This window comes from Pseudomonas sp. KU43P (assembly GCF_033095865.1).
GTDB lineage: Bacteria > Pseudomonadota > Gammaproteobacteria > Pseudomonadales > Pseudomonadaceae > Aquipseudomonas.
In genome coordinates this window covers 1,196,902-1,216,342 of sequence record NZ_AP019365.1, presented here as the reverse complement: position 1 = coordinate 1,216,342, position 19,441 = coordinate 1,196,902, and the positions used below count along the sequence as shown (strand labels likewise).

Sequence of the window (19,441 nt, the reverse complement as noted above, 5' to 3'; positions counted from 1 at the left end):
CCTGCGGGAGCCAGCTTGCCGGCGATAGGGCCCTGCCAGACTTCCTTGGCACTGACGATCTATGCCAAACTCCGTCTCTTTAAGGCTCGCCAACCAGGACTTATGGTCTCCTCACCCAGCCTCATCCCCAACCTGATCGCCGCCGGCCTTTATATAGCAGCGACCGTCTATCAAGGCTCGCGCCTGGCCCACTCGAACAAGGCCGACAAGCGGCTGCTTGGCGTACTCGGCGCCCTCGCCGTGCTCGCTCAGGCCGGCGCCCTGTTCTTCCAGCTGATCACGCCACTTGGCCTGAGCCTCGATTTCTTCAGTGCCGCCAGCCTGATCGCCGTGGCGGTCATCGCCCTGACCCTGCTGGCCTGCCTGCGCATCCCGGTGGAGAACCTGCTGGTGCTGCTGTTCCCGCTCGGTGCGGTCACCGCACTGCTGGCCCAGTTCGCGCCACCCGGCACCGTGCCGCTGATCAACGAAGAACCCGGCATCCTTGCGCATATCCTGCTGTCGATCCTGGCCTACGGGCTGTTCACCATCGCCGTGTTCCAGTCGCTGCTGCTGCTGTTGCAGGATCGCCAGCTGAAGAACAAGCACCCGTCCGGCCTGATCCGCAACTTCCCGCCCCTGCAAACCATGGAAAGCCTGCTGTTCGGCTTCTTGTGGGCAGGTTGGTGCCTGTTGTCGCTGTCGCTGATTTCCGGCTGGCTGTTCCTCGACAACCTGTTCGCCCAGCACCTGGTGCACAAAACCCTGCTGGCCTGTGTGGCCTGGGTGGTATTCAGCGTGCTGCTGTGGGGGCGTACCCGCCTGGGCTGGCGAGGCCACAAGGCCATCCGCTGGACCCTGGCCGGTTTCTGCCTGCTGATGCTGGCCTACTTCGGCAGCAAGCTGGTTCGCGAATTCATCCTGCATATCTGACGGTCGCCCATGGACACCCTGCCGTACGCTCCGCTACTCGGCACTCTGGCACTGGCGCTGCTGTGGTCGGCGCTGTTCACCGCAGTGGATGCTGCCCGTTTGCAACTCAACGGTTCGCTGCGCAATGGCGAAGACGGCCAACCACCGCTGCCGGCCCAGGCCCTGGTGCTCTGCGCCAGCCTGGGCAAGTTGCTGGTGCTCGGCCTGGCCTGCTTGATCGGCCAGCGCTACAACGGCGAGCATGGCTTCTGGCTGGCGGGCGTTGGGGCGACCCTGGGCTTGCTGGTCTTCGCCGAATACCTCCCTCGGCGCCTTGCACGGCGCAATCCGCAAGCGTTCATCAGCCTCGGCATCAGCCTGCTCAAGCCGCCCCTTACCCTGCTGCAGCCCCTGGCCTGCCTGCTCGATGGTTGCGCCAAGCTGTTGCTGCGCCCATTTCGCGTGCAACCCACGGCCGTCGCCCTGCACCCTCAGGAGGATGACGAATTCGACGAGGACGACGCGTTCGAGCCACCGCGCCACGGCTTGCTGGATGGCTTGCAGTCTCTGGACAAGATCACCGTCAATGACATTCTGGTGCCGCGCAACGAGGTCGACGGCATCAACCTGGACGAGCCGATCGAGCGCATCATCGAACAGCTCATCGTCAGCCGCCACACCCGCCTGCCGATCTATCACAATGACATCAACCAGGTCGAAGCGATCCTCAATACCAAACTCATCAGCCACCTGCTGCCCAAGGCCGAGCTGACCCTGGAGGCGCTGCACAGCGCCTGCTACGAACCCTACTTCGTCCCGGAAAGCACGCCCCTGCAGCTGCAGCTGCTGAACTTCCACAAGCAGCAAAGGCGCCTGGGCGTGGTGGTCGACGAGTATGGCGAGGTGCAAGGCATCGTCACCTTGGAAGACATCCTCGAGGAAATCGTCGGCGAGTTCGAGGACGAGCAGAGCCTGGACAACCCCCACGTACACCCTCAGGCCGACGGCACCTTCGTCATCGAAGGCACCGCCTCGCTACGGGAAATCAACCGCACGCTCGGCTGGCACCTGCCCTGCGACGGCGGCCCGAAAACCCTCAACGGGCTGGTCACCGAAGCACTGGAAAGTATCCCGGAAAGCGCTGTTTGCCTGAAGATCGGCCGTTATCGCCTGGAAATCCTCGAAACAGAGGACAATTGCGCCAGCAAGGTACTGGTGTGGACCGTGACCCGCTAGCTATACTCGGGTCACGCTTACCCAGCCCCGCCGTCCCGCCTGCTACCCGCACCCGGCGCTACACGGCCAGTCCGCTCCACTGACGCGCCTCGCGGCCCTGCTTCATCACCCCGAACAGTGCCCGCACCCCGCCCCTACCCGCCCTGGGCTATCGTCAGTCACGCGACCACAACAATACGCTCCGGCGTCCGCGACACCGTGCCTGCCTGGGTACGCGCGGGCAAAGCCCATGGAGCACGAACAGACTGTTAGGGACCTACTTAAATGACCACCAGCAGCACCTACGCCCAAGCGCCCGCCGCGCCGGTCAATTCGCCTGCGCGGGTAGCCACCGCCAGCTTCATCGGCACGGCCATCGAGTTCTACGACTTCTACGTCTATGCCACCGCTGCCGCCCTGGTGATCGGCCCGGTGTTCTTCCCGTCCGGGTCGGGCACCGCGCAAATGCTGGCGGCCTTCCTCACCTTCGGCATCGCCTTCCTCGCCCGCCCGCTGGGCTCGGCCCTGTTCGGGCACTTTGGCGACCGTATCGGGCGCAAGTCGACCCTGGTCGCCTCGCTGCTGCTGATGGGGGTCTCGACCACCCTGATCGGCGTACTGCCAGGTTATGACAGCATTGGCGTGTGGGCGCCGATCCTGCTCTGCCTGCTGCGCTTCGGCCAAGGCCTGGGCCTGGGTGGTGAATGGGGTGGCGCGGCATTGCTGGCCACCGAGAACGCACCGGAGGGCAAGCGCGCCTGGTTCGGCATGTTCCCGCAGCTTGGCCCTTCGATCGGCTTTCTGGCGGCCAACGGCCTGTTCCTGACCCTGGCCCTGGTGCTCAGCGACGAGCAGTTCCGTGAGTGGGGCTGGCGTATTCCCTTCCTGCTCAGCGCCGCGCTGGTGCTGGTCGGCCTCTATGTGCGCCTCAAGCTGGAAGAAAGCCCGGTGTTCGCCAAGGCGGTCGCCCGACATGAGCGGGTGAAGATGCCGGTGGTGGACCTGTTCGCCAAGTACTGGATGCCGACCCTGCTGGGCGCGGCGGCGATGGTGGTGTGCTATGCGCTGTTCTACATTTCCACGGTGTTCTCGCTGAGCTATGGCGTGACAACCCTGGGTTACAGCCGCGAAACCTTCCTCGGCCTGCTGTGCTTTGCCGTGGTCTTCATGGCCCTGGCCACGCCGCTGTCGGCCTGGCTCAGCGACCGCTACGGGCGCAAGCCGGTGCTGATCGTCGGTGGCCTGCTGGCGGTGGCATCGGGCTTTACCATGGAACCGCTGCTGACCTCGGGCTCGACCACGGGCGTGGCACTGTTCCTGGCCATCGAGCTGTTCCTGATGGGGGTGACCTTTGCTCCGATGGGCGCCTTGCTGCCGGAGCTGTTCCCGACGCACGTGCGTTATACCGGTGCTTCGGCGGCCTATAACCTGGGCGGCATCGTCGGGGCCTCGGCGGCGCCGTTCTTTGCGCAGAAGCTGGTGAGCATGGGCGGGTTGAGCTGGGTGGGGGGATATGTGTCGGTGGCGGCGGTGATCAGCCTGATCGCTGTGCTGTGCCTGAAAGAGACCCGCAATAACGAGCTGTGAGTGACAGGGGCTGCTTTGCAGCCCAATCGCCGGCAAGCCGGCTCCTACAGAGTGCCTGGTGGTGCCTCGTACCCTGTGGGAGCCGGCTTGCCGGCGATTGGGCCGCAAAGCGGCCCCTGCGATTTCAGATCAGAACTCGACCTTGACCGCCTGCGAAGCCCGGGTCGCCTTGGCCCGCGCCGCTTCGACCGACTCGTCACGCGCCAGGCACACGCCCATGCGGCGGGTACCGTTGATTTCCGGCTTGCCGAACAGGCGAATGGCGGTATCCGGCTCGCTCAACGCCGCCCCCAGGTTGGCGAAGCTGGTCTGCTGCGACTGCCCCTCCGGCAGGATCACCGCAGAAGCCGAAGGCCCGAACTGGCGTACCACCGGAATCGGCAGGCCGAGGATTGCACGGGCATGCAGGGCGAACTGCGACAGGTCCTGGGAAATCAGGGTGACCAGACCAGTGTCATGCGGACGTGGCGAGACCTCGCTGAACCACACCTGGTCGCCCTTGACGAACAACTCCACCCCGAACAGCCCGCGCCCACCCAGTGCATCGGTGACCGCCTTGGCCACCCGCTGCGATTCGGCCAAGGCTTTCGCGCTCATGGCCTGGGGCTGCCAGGACTCTTGGTAGTCGCCCTTCTCCTGACGATGGCCGACCGGCTCCAGGAAGGTAGTGCCGCCCACGTGGCGCACGGTCAGCAGGGTGATTTCGTAGTCGAAATCGATGAAACCTTCGATGATCACCCGGCCCTTGCCGGCACGCCCGCCTTCCTGGGCGTAGTCCCACGACTTCTGCAGGTCGGCATCGCTGCGCAGCAAACTCTGGCCCTTGCCCGACGAGCTCATCACCGGCTTGACCACACACGGGTAGCCGACGTCGGCCACGGCCTTGGCGTAGTCTTCATAGGTGTCGGCAAAGTGGTACGGCGAGGTGGGCAGGTCGAGCTCTTCGGCCGCCAGGCGGCGAATGCCTTCGCGGTTCATGGTGAGCTGGGTAGCACGGGCAGTCGGCACCACATTGAAGCCTTCGTTCTCCAGCTCCACCAAGGTCGCGGTGGCGATGGCTTCGATCTCGGGGACGATGTAATGGGGCTTTTCAGCTTCGATCACCGCCCGCAGGGCAACACCATCGAGCATGTTGATCACGTGGCTGCGGTGCGCGACCTGCATCGCCGGGGCATTGGCGTAGCGGTCCACGGCAATCACTTCGACGCCCAGGCGCTGCAGCTCGATCACCACTTCCTTGCCCAGCTCGCCGCAGCCGCAGAGCAGTATTCGGGTCGCGGTGGGCGACAATGGGGTTCCGATACGGGTCATTTCAGGTCCTCGAAGGCGTCCGGGGCCGCACCAGGCTTGGCGCAGCCCGCTGAAAAAGGACCGGTATTCTACACCATCAGCCGGCTACGGCAGCCCGCCGCGCGCGAAATGCCATGGCCAGCCACACCGCCGTCACGCCGGCGAACTTGGAAGCCATGGCGGTGCCGATCACGGCCGGGGTCAGGGCGCCGATCATGCCGAAGAAGATGAAAGTGTCGACCGGAATGCTCAACGCCGAGCTCAGCCACAGGCGGTCACGCAGGGGCCTACGGGTGATGCTGAACACCAGCCAGTCGATCAGTTCGGAGACGAAGAAAGCGGTGGCACTGGCCAGGGCGATGGCCGGTTCCGAAGTGACGTAGGACAGCACCAGCGCCATCAGCATGGCGATCAGCGCGCCGTGGCCGTAGCGGGTCTGCACCATGTCGCGCAGGATGAACACCAGGCCGCCCCAGGCAGACCAGATCACATCCAGGTGCGGGGCGCTGGAGAAGGCGTAGTTGATCAGCACTACGCTGCTGATGTAGGCAATGAGATAGAACATGGGCGCATGGGACCGTCGGGCAAGCCGCACAGATTACTTGATTTTCGAGTCAATGGCAGCCAGGTGCACGACCTTGTGTTGTTGCGACTGGCCTCATCGCCGGCAAGCCGGCTCCCACAAGGTAATGAGTGGTGACCCCTGTGGGAGCCGGCTTGCCGGCGATAAGGCCGACACCGCACTCACTGCCCCATGATCAACCCGGCCGCCACCGCCCGCTCATGACATAGCTTGAGCACCGCCCGGCGCTCGGTATTGTCCATCCGCCCCCAACGGCCGATCTCCGCCACCGTGCGCTGGCACCCGGTGCAGACATCCTGCTCATCCAGCGCACAGATGCTTACGCAAGGCGAAGCCACCGGCCGCTCGACCACGACCCCTTCACTCATCGTCAACCACCAGCTCTCGCGCATAGCGCTGGGCATTGTGCACGTAGTGCGCGGCGCTGGCCTCGAGCAGGCGCTTCTGCTGCTCGTTCAGCTCGCGCACCACCTTGCCCGGCGAGCCCATCACCAGCGAACCATCGGGAATTTCCTTGCCCTCCGGGATCAGCGCGTTGGCGCCGATGATGCAGTGCTTGCCGATGCGCGCGCCATTGAGGATCACTGCATTGATGCCGATCAGGCTGTAATCGCCCACGCTGCAGCCATGCAGCATGGCGTTGTGGCCAATGGTCACGCCCTTGCCCAGGGTCAGCGGCGAGCCCATGTCGGTGTGCATCACCGTACCGTCCTGCACGTTGCTGTCTTCACCGATGTCGATCAGCTCGTTGTCGCCGCGCAGCACTGCGCCGAACCACACGCTGGCGCGGGCTTGCAGGCGCACGCGGCCGATCAGCGTGGCATTGGGTGCGGCCCAGCTGGTGGGATGGCATTCGACCCGCAGGTCGCCCAGGCGGTATTTCATGTTCGCTCCTCAGGGTAGCAACGGCGGCGGGGTGAGCCCCACTCAGATTTCTATGTAGCGCTCGGGGGGCTGGTGCAGGCTGATGCCGGCGTCGAACAGCAGGTTGACCAGCTCGACGATCATGATCGCCGACAACCCCCAGATCTTGTATTCGCCATAGCGATAGCTGGGCACGTACCAGCTGCGGCCCTGGTAATCGATACGGTGGGTGTGGTCACGCGGGTCCTGACGAAAGAATTCCAGCGGCACGGTGAATACTGCCGCGATCTCCGCATCATTGGCGTGGTACTCGACGAAATCGGGGATTATCCCGACGAATGGCGTCACTTTCAGGCCATGCAGGGAAATCAACGGACTGAGCGGGCCGATAACCTCCACCAAGCCTGGCGGCAGGCCGATTTCTTCTTCGGCTTCGCGCAGGGCGGTGAATACCAAGTCTGGGTCTTCCGGATCGCGTCGGCCTCCGGGGAAGGCGACTTCGCCGCCGTGGGTGGACAAGCCCTTGGCACGCAGGGTCAAGACCAGTTCGGGCGCTTCGCTGCGAGTAATGGGCAGAAGGACCGCCGCTTCGGGGAACCGTCGGTCGGTTTCCAGCGAAGCCGGTTGGTGGTTGCTCATTCGGCGAAGTAGCTCGTCCAGCATTGCGCACTCTCGTTTCCAAGGCCTGCCCTGCATGATGCACCAAAAGCCACGCGTCACCCAAGCCCCGCACGCTTGCGGCGCCACTGCCTGACGCGCCAAGATAGCCGTAACGAAAGGGAGACAGCATGAAATTCTGCAGCGCGTGCGGCCAGCCGGTCATTCAGCGGATCCCCGAAGGCGACAGCCGCCTGCGGTACGTCTGCGATAATTGTCAGACCATCCACTACCAGAACCCCAACATCGTTGCCGGGGTGCTGCCTGCATGGGGCAGCCAAGTGCTGCTCTGCCGCCGTGCGATCGAACCGCGCCGCGGCTTCTGGACCCTGCCCGCCGGCTTCATGGAAAACGGCGAAACCCTGGACCAGGCCGCCCGTCGCGAAACCGTCGAGGAAGCCTGTGCCCGGGTAGGCTCGATGGCCCTCTACCAGTTGTTCGACTTACCGCACATCAACCAGGTGCACGTGTTCTTCCGCGCCGAGCTGGCTGACCTGAACTTCGCTGCCGGCGTCGAAAGCCTGGAGGTGAGGTTGTTCGAGCAGCACGAGATCCCGTGGGACCACCTGGCTTTCCGGACCGTCACACGCACACTAGAATGCTATTATCGCGACCGCATCGGGCAGCACTACCCCGTGGGCCATGAATACCTGCCACCGATGACCGTTTCGCCCATTACTTAATGCCTTCAGGGATACCGTTTCATGCGTTGGTTGCTCGCCTTTTTCTGCCTTTGCGTTACCTCGGTGTCCCAGGCGGCCTTCACCGAGACCATCATTCGCAAGCCGCAACCGCCCGTGCCGCAACAGTCACAATCGCAGGCGGCCATGCAACCGCTGATCGACAAGGTACTGGTGATCAAGTCCGAGCGGCGCCTGCAACTGATCAGCCGTGGCGAACCGCTCAAGACCTACCGCATTTCCCTGGGCAAGCAACCCAAGGGCGCCAAGGAACGCGAAGGCGACAAGAAGACGCCCGAGGGCCTGTACTGGCTCGACTGGCGCAAGGAAAGCGACCGCTTCAACCTGGCCATGCACATCACCTACCCGAACATCACCGACGCCGCCCGTGCCACTCGCGAAGGCGTGAGCGCCGGCAGCATGATCATGATTCACGGCACACCGATCAACGACAACTACCCTGAGTGGTACTTCCACACGCTCGACTGGACCGACGGCTGCATCGCCATGCGCAACCGCGACATGCAGGAAGTTTGGGATCTGGTGCGGGATGGGACGTTGATCGAAATTCGGCCATGACAATCCGTCGCTACAACTGAAGCTGTAGGAGCTTTCGCACCGCAGTTCCACTCCCGTCCTACGCCAGTGTAGGCACGGGACTGCATCCAATCGGATGGGCAAATTCTTAGCATCCACGCAAACAAGTACGTGAGCCGTACGCCATTTGCGGGGTGCTTCCATGCCGTTCCCATCGCTTCACATCGCCGCCTGCTGCATTGCGGCATGCCTGGCCGCGCTACCGGCACTGGCCGACGACCCTGCCAGCCAGCAGTTACGCGATCAGCAGCAGACGCAGCGCCAGCTGGAACAGCGACAACGGTTGCAGCGCTGGCAACGAGCGCCTTCGCCCAGCGCCGACGAAAGCCCCGCCCCCACCGCCCCTGAACACGATCGCTGCCTGGCAATCAGCGGTGTAAGGCTGGCCGGCAACCAGCGCGTGCTCCCACAAGAGCTGGAACCCACCGTGGCCAACCAGCTGCGACCCTGCATGGGCGTGGACGATATCAACCGCCTATTGAAGGCCATCACGCAACATTACGTAGAGGCCGGTTACCCCGCCAGCCGCCCCTACCTGCGCCACCTTCCCCAAGCGAACACCCCGCTCGACATCGTCATTCTCGAAGGCTTCGTGGAGTCGATCGAGCTGGCGGATGACCTGCCCCTCTCGCTCGAAGGCGCATTCCCCGACCTGCTAGGGCAGCCGCTGTACCTGCCACAACTCGAACAAGGGCTGGACCAGCTCAACCGCCTGCGCGCCTTTGAGCTGAGCGCCAACCTGCTGCCTGGCGAGCTGCAGGGCGGTACCCGCATCGTGCTGCAGGGGCGCCAGGTGGCATCACGCTGGCACCTCGACAGCCACTTCGACAACCGTGGCAGCGAGCTGACCGGTCGCTACCGTATGAACCTCGGCCTTGGCATAGACAGCCCGTTCGGCCACAACGGCGACCTCCGCCTGTCGTTGGCCAAGACGGTCTTCGACGCCCCCGGCCACAGCCAAGGTGTAACGCTCTACTACAGCATCCCCTACGGCCCCTGGACCTTCAGCCTCAACGCCAGCCAGATGCGTTACGCCGCGCCCATCGCGCAAGGCCGCTACCTGAGCAGCGGCGACAGCAGCTACCAGGGCATGAGTGTCGAGCGCCTGCTGTGGCGCAACCAGCACGGCATGCTCAGTGCCAGCGCCCGGCTCGACCACAAGCAGCTCACCAACCGCACCAACGGCGCTGTGATGGCCATTCAGAGCCCGACCTTGAGCAGTGTGGAAGCCGGCCTCAACCTGCTCTGGCTGGATGCCGGGCTGTGGAATGGCTACCTCGGCGTCGCCCAGGGCACTGACTGGCTCGGTGCCGACCGCCCGATTGCGCGTGCAGGTGCGCCACGGCCGGACTTTCGCAAGTACCGCGCCAGCCTGCTGCATCTGCGCCAGGGCCCGCCACAGTGGCCATGGCGCTGGCAGAGCGAGCTGGCCCTGCAATACAGCGCCGACGACCTGCCCGCCGTCGAACAACTGCTGCTCAGCGACGACTCGGGCGTGCGCGGCTTTCGTCAGCACACCTACACAGGCGCCAGCGCTGCCGTCTGGCGCAACACGTTCAGCCACTCACTGCCGCTGCCCTGGACCCACCCCGTGCAAATCCGCCCGTACCTGGGCCTGGACCGTGGCTGGCTGCGCCAGGACCGCAGCCAAGCCTCGCAGCACCTGACCGGCATGGCGGCTGGTATCGAACTGACCCTGCCCTACAACCGCCTGCGCCTCGACTACCAGCGCGCCCTGCAGGCCAGCAACCGCACCCGTCAGCCCCTGGAGCCCGGTTTCTGGGTGCTGGAGTGGACCCTGTCCATCTGATTCACCCACAACAAAGAGAACGAGACCATGCATACACTCTCGCAAATACCGTCTATCCGCCCCGACACCTTGCGTTGGGCCATCTTCCTCGCCCTGCTCGGTTCCACTACCGCGTTGGCACAGGGCGGCCTGCAACCGGCCAAAGGCCCTGGGGGGACGCCCGTGATCAACGATGCGCACGGGGTGCCGGTCATCGACATCGTCGCGCCCAACGGCAGCGGCCTGTCACACAACCAGTTTCTCGACTACAACGTCGGCACCCCTGGCGTAGTGCTCAACAACGCTACCCAGGCCGGGCAATCGCAACTGGCCGGCGCACTGTCCGCCAACCCGCAATTTCAGGGTCAGGCCGCATCGACCATCCTCAACGAGGTGGTAAGCCGCAATAGCTCGCTGATCCAGGGCCCACAGGAAATCTTCGGTCGCCCGGCCGACTACATCCTGGCCAACCCCAACGGCATCACACTCAACGGTGGCAGCTTCATCAACACCACCCGTGCCGGGTTCGTGGTCGGCACGCCGCAATTGCAGGAGGAGCGGCTGAAAAGCCTCAATACCCTCAACGCCAATGGCACCCTGCACGTGCTCGCAGGCGGCCAGACCAATACCCAGGGCGCGCTGGACCTGATCGCGCCAAAGCTGGACAGCAAAGGGCTGCTCATGGCCAAGCACGACCTCGGCATTACCGTTGGCCGTAACCGCATCGGCTATGCCGATGGGCAGGTCATCGAGCACCTGCCGAGTACCCCAGGCAGCATCGACGCCAACCTGTTCGGCGCCATGCGCGCCGGCCGCATTCGGGTGGTCAGCACCGCCGAAGGTGCCGGGGTGCGCGTGGGGGCAACGCCGATCAACGCCGATCAAGGCATCACCCTGCAATCAGCCGGCGCACTGCAGGTCAATGGCAACGCCGAACGGCCCGCCGAACTGATCACCGAGCGCGGCACATTGCTCCTCACCGCCGCCGATGACCTCACGCTGAAGGCCGTCGACGGCAAGGCCGAACGCATCGAGATCAAGGCAGGCAAGCAGCTCACCCTCGATGCCGACAGCCGCGAACGCATCACCCGCGAACGTGACGAATGGAACAAGAAGTTCCTGTTCGTCACCCGCGAGACCTACAAGCGCGAGCGCACTACCACCGACCAGGACTTGCGCGGTACCCGCTTGCAAGGCAGTGGCGACATTGTGCTGCAGTCCGGCGCAGACATGCGCCTGGTAGCCGCCGACGTGAAAGCCGCAGGCGAGCTGAAACTCGACAGCGGCGCCAACCTGGACATTGCCGCTGGCAAGAGAAGCCAGCGTATCGAAGAGCAGATACGCCACCGCAAAGACTTGTGGCGTGGAGACACGGATATCAGCCAGTACAAAGAATCGGCCCACGGCAGCACGCTGGAGGCCGAGCGCATGACGGTCAAGGCCAACGACAAGCTCACCGTTCAAGGCAGCAAACTGCACAGCCGCAGCGACCTGGGCATTAATGCGAAGCAGGCCACCATCGGCACCACCGTCTTGCAGGAACACGGCACGCGCCGTAACTACCGGGGCGACCTGGTCTCCGGCACCTTCTTCGCTGACCGCAAGGGGGACGACACCCAAGGCCAGAGCGTTGTGGGCAGCAGCGTCACGGCGGGTGGCAAACTGAACATGGCCGCTGACCAGGTGAGCATCAAGGGCAGTACCGTTCATGGCGAGAAAGACTCGGTGCTCTACAGCGAAAAAGGCATGCTGGCGATTGAAGCGGACCACGGCAACACCACGTCCACCGAGCGCGACAGCACCAGCAAACTGTTCGGCCTGATCGGCAACGACCGCGAACGCTCAGAGCGCAAGCAGCAGGTCCTGATCAGCGACGTCAGCTCTTCCAGCAACTTGCGCCTGGCCAGTGCCGAGGAGATGCGTATCCGCGGGTCCAAGGTCGAGGCCGGCGGGCATCTGCAGGTCGAGGCCAAAGGCGATGTACTGATCGACAGCGCCCAGTCGGTCGATGAGAGCGAGACCCGCAGCCAGCAGCGCGGTTTCACTGCCAGCGCCAGCCAGACCCAGAAGGGCGAGGACGGCAAACCCGAATCCCGCCAGTACACCGCCGGTGTGGCATACGACGTGACTACCAGCACCGGCAAACAACGCCAGACATCGCAGGTGGCCAGCGAGCTGAAGGGCGCGACGGTGGGTCTGGACAGCGGCGCCCATCTGCAGGTGAACGGCTCCAAGGTACAGGCCAGTACTGGCGACCTGAGCATGCAGGGCAGGCAGATAACCCTCGGCGCTACACGCAATGAGCAGTCCTCGTCCACCACGACCAGCCGCAGCGGTGGCGGCCTGACGGTGACGGGCGGCATCGATCGGCTTGGCAGCCTGTTCGAAGGCCATCACAAGGTCGAGGAGGTGTCCGACAGAGAAAGCATGGTGCAGCGTACTGACTTGCAGGCCGGTGGCGGCCTGAAGCTCAACGCCGAAGAACTGGTCACCGAGGCCGCCCGGGTGGCCGCAGGCAAGACCCTCAAGGTGACCGCCGAACGCATCGAGAACCGTGCCTTGCAGGATACGTACGAACGTGACGAGCGCCGTAACGAATGGTCCGGCAGCCTCGGTGCCAGCCTGGAGTACCGCGACCTGACCCGCCCGATCGAACGGCTGGTCCTGGGCGAAGAAGCAGCGCGCTTCCAACAAGCCTCACCCGAAGATGCCATGGTGGCGCCCAGCGCCGGCGCCGACATGACCGTCGACCACCTCAAGCGCCTGGAAAACCAGCGCCGAGGCTTTGCCCAGGTCAGCGAGCTGTCTGGGGCCAACGTCGAAGTCAAGGCCCAGACCGTCGACGATCACGGCACTGCCTGGCGCGCCAACGCCGGCACGCTGCAGATCGACGCCCAGCAACACCACCAGCGCGCCGCCGAGAACACCCAGCAAAACACAGTACAGCGCCTGGCCTATGGCGGTGATCTGCGGGTGGATACCAGCACCGGCAACGATGTGAACGGGCGCGCATCCGGCAAGGGCGGTTCGCTGGAAAAGCAGGAATCCACCAGCACCGCGGTGCCGGGCAGCCTCTACGGGCAACAGGGTATCCAGGTGCAATTGGGTAGCGACGGGCGCTACGAAGGCACACGCATCGACGGCGGTGAAGGCAACGTGGTCATCCAGAGCGCTGGCACCCTGGCGCTTATCCAGGCCACCGACCACGCTCAGCAAACCCTTCGTCAACTCGACGGCAATGCCTGGGCCAAGCTCGGCAACCGCCCAGGCAGCACGGGTATCGACATGCGTGGCTACCTCGACCACAGCCAGCGAGAGAGCACACAGACCAAAGCCCAGGTGGGGCACATCGATGCCAAAGGCGACGTGCGCCTGACCAGCGCAGGCGACATGCTGCTGGAAGGCACTCGCATCGGCAGCCGCGAGGCCAAGGTTGGCGATGTGCAGGTGCAGAGCGGCGGCCGCTTGCACGTCAAGGCTGCCAGCGATACCCAGCAGGCTAGCGGCGGCAGCCTGGGCGGCGGCATGGAGTTGGCCGCGAAGACCGGCAGCAGCCAAGGCGGTGCCATCGGCGGCCACTTCAACCACAGCAAGCAGACCGAAGACGCCCGCCAGGCCATCGACGCACAAGCCCACAGCACGGGCAAGCTGACCCTCGGCAGTCGTGCTCGCGAGGACATCGCCGTGCACCTGGAAGGCCTGCAGGCGACCGCGCAGGAGATCGACATCGACGCCGCCAACGGCGGCGTGCTGATCGAGGCCTCGTCCAACGCCGAGCGCCGCGACAACCTTGGCATTACCGCCGGCGCCGGCTTCAACCTGGCCAAAGGCAGCACCGACACCCGCGGCCTGCATGGCCGGGTTCAGGTCGACCTGGACAAGCGCGACAACCTCACCTGGAACGCCGGCAACCTGCGCGCCGAACGCATCGACCTGAAAAGCCGCGGTGATACCCGTATCGAGGGCGCAACTCTGGAAGCCGGGCGCATTCAAGGGGAAATCGACGGTAACCTGCGCATTGCCAGTCGCAAGGACCGTGTCGATACCCTGAGCGTTAAGGCTGACGCCCGCCTGAGCCAGGAAAAGAACCCGCAGGGCTACGTCAATGCCGCCACTGCCATGGCCGGGCCACTGGGAGGCAAGGTCAGTGAAAAGGCAGGCGCCGCCTTGAGCAAGGCAGACCCAGGTTTCTCGCCGACCTTGCGCCTGGATGTATCGCATGTGCAGCGCGACAGCGTGGCCCGGCAAACCGTGCTCAATGGCAGTGAAGGCATCGACCTGAAAGTGGGGGGTGATGCCCATCTGTTGGGAGCGAAGCTGCAATCGGCGAAGGGTGAGGTTGCGCTCGATGCCAATGCCGTGACCCAGGAAGCCTTGACCGGCAACGACTACCGTCGGGATGTGTCGATCGATGCGTCCAATTCACCGGTGGACCTGGGGACCGCTATTGCAGAGATGGCCAAAGGCAAAGGTGCGGCGGATGGGGAGAACGCACTGGATCTCGGGCTGCTGCGTACCAGTGGGCATAGCCGGAGCGAGCAGTGGGCTTCGAGCATGCAGGGCAAGAGAGACTGAGACACGCCCTTGCAGTGCAGCGGCCTGCGTGCAGGCCGTTGCACATGTGCGTGAAAAGCCCGTCAACATTTCTGTAAAGAAATCATCATGTTTGCGCACTAAAGTCGCGGATTCCTCCAACTCAGCCAACCTAAGGACGTCTTGATGAGTCGAGAAACCGGCGACAACCAGGACCGCAACCACAGCGACAACATGCCGATGGCCAGCATCATGGACGTCTACCTGAGCCGCCGCAGCATGATGCGTGGCAGCCTCGGCGCAGCCATTGCCATGATCGCGGGTGCTGGCCTGACAGGCTGTTTCGACAGCGCTGGCGGTTCCGACAACGGTCATGCGGCAACCCCGCCACCGGCAGCCGGACCCGGACCAAAACTGGCGCTGGGCTTCCAGTCCATTGCCGGTTCGCGCACCGATGGCTGTGCCGTCGCCGCCGGCTACAGCGCCTATGTCCTGGCGCCGTGGGGCACCCCGCTCAACCGCCACGGCAACCCCTGGAAAGCGGACGGTAGCAATACTGCCGCCGACCAGGCCAATGCCATGGGCATGCACCATGACGGCATGCACTTCTTCCCGATCGATGGCAGCACCGAGGATGGCCTGCTGGCGATCAACTTCGAATACATCGACACCGCTGCCCTGCACCCCAACGGCCCGACCACCGACACGCAGGGCAAGCGCCCTGCCGAAGAAGTGCGCAAGGAAATCAACGCCCACGGTGCCGGTGTGGTTCGCCTGAAAAAGATCGACGGGCGCTGGCAGGTGGTCGACAACGACCCGCTCAACCGCCGCTTCACCACCGCCTCGCGCATGCAGATCAGCGGCCCGCTGCGTGGCACCGAGCATGTCAGGACCAAGTACTCGCCGGCCGGCACCCACAGCCGCGGCACCAACAACAACTGCGGCAATGGCTATACCCCGTGGGGCACCTATCTTACGTGCGAAGAAAATTGGCCGGGCATATTCGTCAACAAAGGCACCCTGGCGCAAGACCAGCGCCGAATTGGCGTCGGCACCTCCAGCGGCCTGTACCAGTGGGAGAGCGCAGCGGGTGACAGCAGCGAAGTGGACGACGAATTCGCCCGCTTCGACGTGACCCCCAGGGGCGCCAGCGCCACCGACGATTACCGCAATGAAGCCAGCACGTACGGCTACATCGTCGAGATCGACCCTTACGACAGCAGCACCCTGGCGACCAAGCGCACCGCCCTTGGTCGCTTGCGCCACGAAGGCTGCTGCCCGGGCCTGCCGGTAGCTGGCAAGCCTCTGGTCTGGTACATGGGCGACGACTCCAACAATGAATATCTCTACAAGTTCGTCTCGAATGCGTTGTGGGACGCCGCCGACGCGAACCCTGCCGACCGCATGGCCACAGGTGCCAAGTACATGGACCAGGGCAAGCTCTACGTGGCCCGCTTCAATGCCGATGGTACGGGCGCCTGGCTGTTGCTGGACGTTGCCACGCCAACCAAGGATGGCCGCACCCTCGGGGCCTTGTACGGCGACTTGCCGGGCATCATCCTCAATACCCGCGGCGCAGGCGATGCCGTTGGGGCGACCCCAATGGACCGCCCGGAATGGACGGCGGTCAATCCGCTCAATGGCGATGCCTACCTGACCCTGACCAACAATAGCGTCCGCACCCCTGCACAGGTCGACGCGGCCAACCCACGCGGCCCGAACCGTCACGGCCATATCATCCGCTGGCACGACAGCGACGATCATTCGAGCTTCACTTGGGACATCTTCGTATTCGGCGCCAACGCTGCCGGCACTGCCGATATCAACCGCTCGGGTCTGACCGAGCTCAACCAGTTCGCAAGCCCCGACGGCATGAGTTTCGATAGCCGTGGCGTTCTTTGGTTCGAGACCGACAACAGCGAAACCACCCTGACCGACTACACCAACGATCAGTTGCTGGCGGTGATCCCCACGCAGCTGGTTGACGCCACCGGCAAGCAGTTACCGGTCAACGCCAGGAATCAGGGAGATTTGCGCCGTTTCTTCGTCGGGCCGAACGGCTGCGAGGTGACGGGGATCACCCTCACTCCGGACAACAAGACCTTGTTCATCAACATCCAGCACCCGGAAAACTGGCCGTATTCCGACAAGGCAACCGACGTCACCCCAGCGGGGACCAAAGTGCGGCCGCGAGCTTCAACGGTGGTGATCCAGCGGGATGATGGCGGTGAGATTGGGACCGCCTGACACACTCCCCTGCGATGACACAGCTCTGCAAAGCGGGCAAGCCTGCCTTGCCCGCATCTAACGCTGTCTGCAGGTGGGCAGATTTCCCGCACTGGCAATACTGCTCGGTTCATCCAGGCAAGGTGAATAATCAAGCTCGGCGTCCAACTTTCCGAGGGAATATGCCATGCATACCGACACAGACGCCAACAGCCCAATTTTTGAAAGCACCTATGCGCTGAACCAACTAGTAGCCTTTGCCCAGCACACCGATAAGAATCTTTTTGCAGCGCTGCTCATGTCCGTTTTTGGCACAGACTTGAATGTGGAGGCCTATACAAAACTGCATGCAGCCTTGCTTGAGGGCAGCATGGCCAACCCGCTGTATCAGGTTGAGTCACAAAGCAGCGCCGCCACCCATTATGACGCTACGGTCCGCACGATTTTCGTGGCCGAGACTGAGATCGCGCAGGCACGATCCCAAGATTTTGAAAGCCTAAACCTGCTCAATGCCATGACCCGGGCATTTGGCGAATACCTCGATAGCGTGATCAGGCAAGACGTTGGCGAACTCACTCCGATCACTTCACGTCGGTCACCTGTGAAGCACGAGGTTGGCACCGATTATGCGGCAATGATCTTTTTCTGCGGGCCCAGAACGGCGGACGGTGTCGTGTTCGCCACCTGCGCCGGAGACGATTTGCACCTGACATTACCCAACCAGGAACGTCTCCCCAAAGCGGCAAGATTTTCTGCAGGCGATGGGGATGAAAAACCTGGCTCGTTTGGTCACGAGTCCCTCGAAAATGGCTTGGCAGCCGTAGGTTTCACCAATGAGGAACGCCGGAGTATCTATTTTGGCAACTGGCTGCGTGATTACTCGCAACTGCTGGATCCGAAGATCGTGCGCAAGCATGACGAGCCCAAGAACTTTCCTTCAAAACTGTCTCGGATAGCGTTGACGCAACTGGTCGACCTCTTGGCACTCAAGGCGTTTCACGATCTTCAGGTGACGCCGGAAGAACGCCAGGCCTATACCGTGGTGCCTCACATGCTAGGGGTCTATCGCCCATCAGAGCATATTGACAACCCACTGAACCCGGCCACTGACGCACTCGACCCGCAACACATCGATACGGATTTCGAACCCCTGGTAACGCAGGGGCATTCCTTACTGGAGGTCGACCAGCAAAGCTCGATGTCTGCCTACGTCACACGTGCTGCACGCTACATGTATGACAAGCTCATCGATGCCATGCAAGCAGGTAACACCATCGAGGGCAGGCGCTATTTTGGTGAAGCGCTGCATGTACTGGAAGATTACTTTTCCCATTCAAACTTCGTCGAACTGTGCCTGCGTAAACGGGGGTATGACGTACTCCCCTGGACCACTGAAACGAACTGCAAGCATGGGTTTCCCATAGTTACCGGCATGTTCGGCGGCCTGGACGTCATCGCCAGCATCGCCGAGCCGTTGGGCAAGATTTTCTTCGAGGTGCAGAATCTCGACTTCAAACGCACAAAGCCGGGCGATCGCAGTGATGCAGAACAGGTGTTGCTCATATTGCTCGCAGAACACGAGAGCGATATACCACTGGCGTGGCTGAACCAGTTCCTCGCGTGGCGAGACCAGGCAGCGGCAGATCCACTGTTTGGTCTATACGAAGTCAGCACCTGGATAGCCAAGGTTCCACTGATGCTGTTGCAGAATGCAATCAACACCACTATTCAGGGGATACTCCACTGGCTGGGCGACAACATCGACGACTACCAGACACTGTCCGGCCACAATCCCAATGAGATAGCCGGCTTGCATCCGACTCACTCTCAACTTGCCAAAGATCACGATACTCACCCATTCCATGACTTGGCAGCCTACCTGGCCACCTATGCAGTGCAGGAAGTGGGCCGTTCGATGTATCAGTACTGGCAGGGCGACACTGAGCGAGACCCCGCTACCGTGGCCATGAGCTTCATCCAGCACCCCAATGATGATTTCTGGCATGACGACATCGTCGCGGCGTGGGAAGCAATGGACCGTGAGCGAGCGCGAAAGATGATCCGCCTGGGTGGCAACCTCGGTGACCTTGCAGAACTGCAGGCGCAACTTGCAAAGGAAGAAGAGGAACGAGTGAGAGTGTTGGGTGAAAGCTTTAGAAACGCCCCCAATAGCGTTTCAGACATCATCAGCAACGCGTTCCCGTTCGGTTGAGTTTCAAAAGGCCTCGAGCCGCCAGACCTCATAGGCTGGCGTCTCGTACGGATGGCTCTGCTTGAGTGCAGCGACGACCTGGGCAATCAGGTCGTCAGCCACCACCAGCTCCACCTTCCACTCCTCGACCAACTCGACCTGGCCAGCTTGCCCGAGGAACGGCTGGCTGCCGTCCAACGGGCGGAACTGGCCCTGGCCCAGCGTCTGCCAGGCGCAGTGGTCGTAGTCGCCGATACGCCCGCCACCGGCGGCGAATACAGCGGCCTTGACCACCTCCACATGGCTGGCCGGGACGAAGAAGGCGAGCTTGTACACGC

General features: G+C 63.2%; 15 protein-coding genes. 9 read left to right on the top strand and 6 right to left on the bottom strand.

Annotated elements, in window-relative coordinates; translation table 11 throughout:
• The first annotated feature begins 102 nt into the window (after positions 1–102).
• From KU43P_RS05435 to KU43P_RS05425, 3 genes are all read left to right on the top strand, one after another.
• Positions 103–912 (top strand): inner membrane protein YpjD, encoded by an 810-nt coding sequence (locus tag KU43P_RS05435; RefSeq protein ID WP_317661395.1) that lies wholly within the window; start codon positions 103–105, stop codon positions 910–912.
• 9 nt (positions 913–921) lie between these two features.
• Positions 922–2,127, top strand: coding sequence for a transporter associated domain-containing protein (locus tag KU43P_RS05430; RefSeq protein ID WP_317661394.1), 1,206 nt, complete (start codon positions 922–924; stop codon positions 2,125–2,127).
• A gap of 264 nt (positions 2,128–2,391) precedes the next feature.
• Entirely contained in the window at positions 2,392–3,693 is a 1,302-nt protein-coding gene (locus KU43P_RS05425) for an MFS transporter (protein ID WP_317661393.1), read from the top strand.
• A 129-nt stretch (positions 3,694–3,822) separates the two neighbouring features.
• Here KU43P_RS05425 and purT read toward each other — a convergent pair whose 3' ends face one another.
• The 5 genes from purT to KU43P_RS05400 all read right to left on the bottom strand — a co-directional run bounded on the left by purT (position 3,823) and on the right by KU43P_RS05400 (position 7,093).
• Entirely contained in the window at positions 3,823–5,004 is a 1,182-nt protein-coding gene (gene purT, locus KU43P_RS05420; protein WP_317661392.1) for a formate-dependent phosphoribosylglycinamide formyltransferase, read from the bottom strand.
• A gap of 76 nt (positions 5,005–5,080) precedes the next feature.
• Positions 5,081–5,548 (bottom strand): VUT family protein, encoded by a 468-nt coding sequence (locus KU43P_RS05415; RefSeq protein WP_317661391.1) that lies wholly within the window; start codon positions 5,546–5,548, stop codon positions 5,081–5,083.
• 179 nt (positions 5,549–5,727) lie between these two features.
• Entirely contained in the window at positions 5,728–5,934 is a 207-nt protein-coding gene (locus tag KU43P_RS05410) for a DUF1289 domain-containing protein (protein WP_317661390.1), read from the bottom strand.
• Positions 5,927–6,451 carry a gamma carbonic anhydrase family protein gene (locus KU43P_RS05405; protein WP_317661389.1) on the bottom strand — a complete coding sequence of 175 codons (525 nt, stop codon included), beginning with the start codon at positions 6,449–6,451 and terminating at the stop codon, positions 5,927–5,929. The genes KU43P_RS05410 and KU43P_RS05405 overlap by 8 nt, the downstream gene beginning before the upstream one ends.
• 42 nt (positions 6,452–6,493) lie before the next feature.
• Positions 6,494–7,093 carry a CoA pyrophosphatase gene (locus KU43P_RS05400; protein ID WP_317661388.1) on the bottom strand — a complete coding sequence of 200 codons (600 nt, stop codon included), beginning with the start codon at positions 7,091–7,093 and terminating at the stop codon, positions 6,494–6,496.
• A gap of 125 nt (positions 7,094–7,218) precedes the next feature.
• Here KU43P_RS05400 and KU43P_RS05395 point away from each other — a divergent pair, with 125 nt between their 5' ends.
• The 6 genes from KU43P_RS05395 to KU43P_RS05370 all read left to right on the top strand — a co-directional run bounded on the left by KU43P_RS05395 (position 7,219) and on the right by KU43P_RS05370 (position 19,124).
• Positions 7,219–7,770 (top strand): NUDIX hydrolase, encoded by a 552-nt coding sequence (locus KU43P_RS05395; protein ID WP_317661387.1) that lies wholly within the window; start codon positions 7,219–7,221, stop codon positions 7,768–7,770.
• A 21-nt stretch (positions 7,771–7,791) separates the two neighbouring features.
• On the top strand, positions 7,792–8,346 hold the full coding sequence (locus KU43P_RS05390) for a murein L,D-transpeptidase family protein (RefSeq protein WP_317661386.1): 555 nt from the start codon (positions 7,792–7,794) through the stop codon (positions 8,344–8,346).
• A gap of 160 nt (positions 8,347–8,506) precedes the next feature.
• Positions 8,507–10,174, top strand: a complete 1,668-nt coding sequence (locus KU43P_RS05385) for a ShlB/FhaC/HecB family hemolysin secretion/activation protein (protein WP_317661385.1) — start codon at positions 8,507–8,509, stop codon at positions 10,172–10,174.
• A 27-nt stretch (positions 10,175–10,201) separates the two neighbouring features.
• Positions 10,202–14,728 (top strand): hemagglutinin repeat-containing protein, encoded by a 4,527-nt coding sequence (locus KU43P_RS05380; RefSeq protein WP_317661384.1) that lies wholly within the window; start codon positions 10,202–10,204, stop codon positions 14,726–14,728.
• Positions 14,729–14,872: 144 nt separating this feature from the next.
• On the top strand, positions 14,873–16,933 hold the full coding sequence (locus tag KU43P_RS05375) for a PhoX family protein (RefSeq protein WP_317661383.1): 2,061 nt from the start codon (positions 14,873–14,875) through the stop codon (positions 16,931–16,933).
• Positions 16,934–17,099: 166 nt separating this feature from the next.
• Entirely contained in the window at positions 17,100–19,124 is a 2,025-nt protein-coding gene (locus tag KU43P_RS05370) for an HET-C-related protein (protein ID WP_317661382.1), read from the top strand.
• A 3-nt stretch (positions 19,125–19,127) separates the two neighbouring features.
• On the opposite strand, the gene KU43P_RS05365 is transcribed toward KU43P_RS05370, so the two are convergent.
• Positions 19,128–19,439: a YqfO family protein gene (locus KU43P_RS05365; protein ID WP_317661381.1), complete on the bottom strand. Its 312-nt coding sequence runs from the start codon at positions 19,437–19,439 to the stop codon at positions 19,128–19,130.
• Positions 19,440–19,441: the final 2 nt, after the last annotated feature.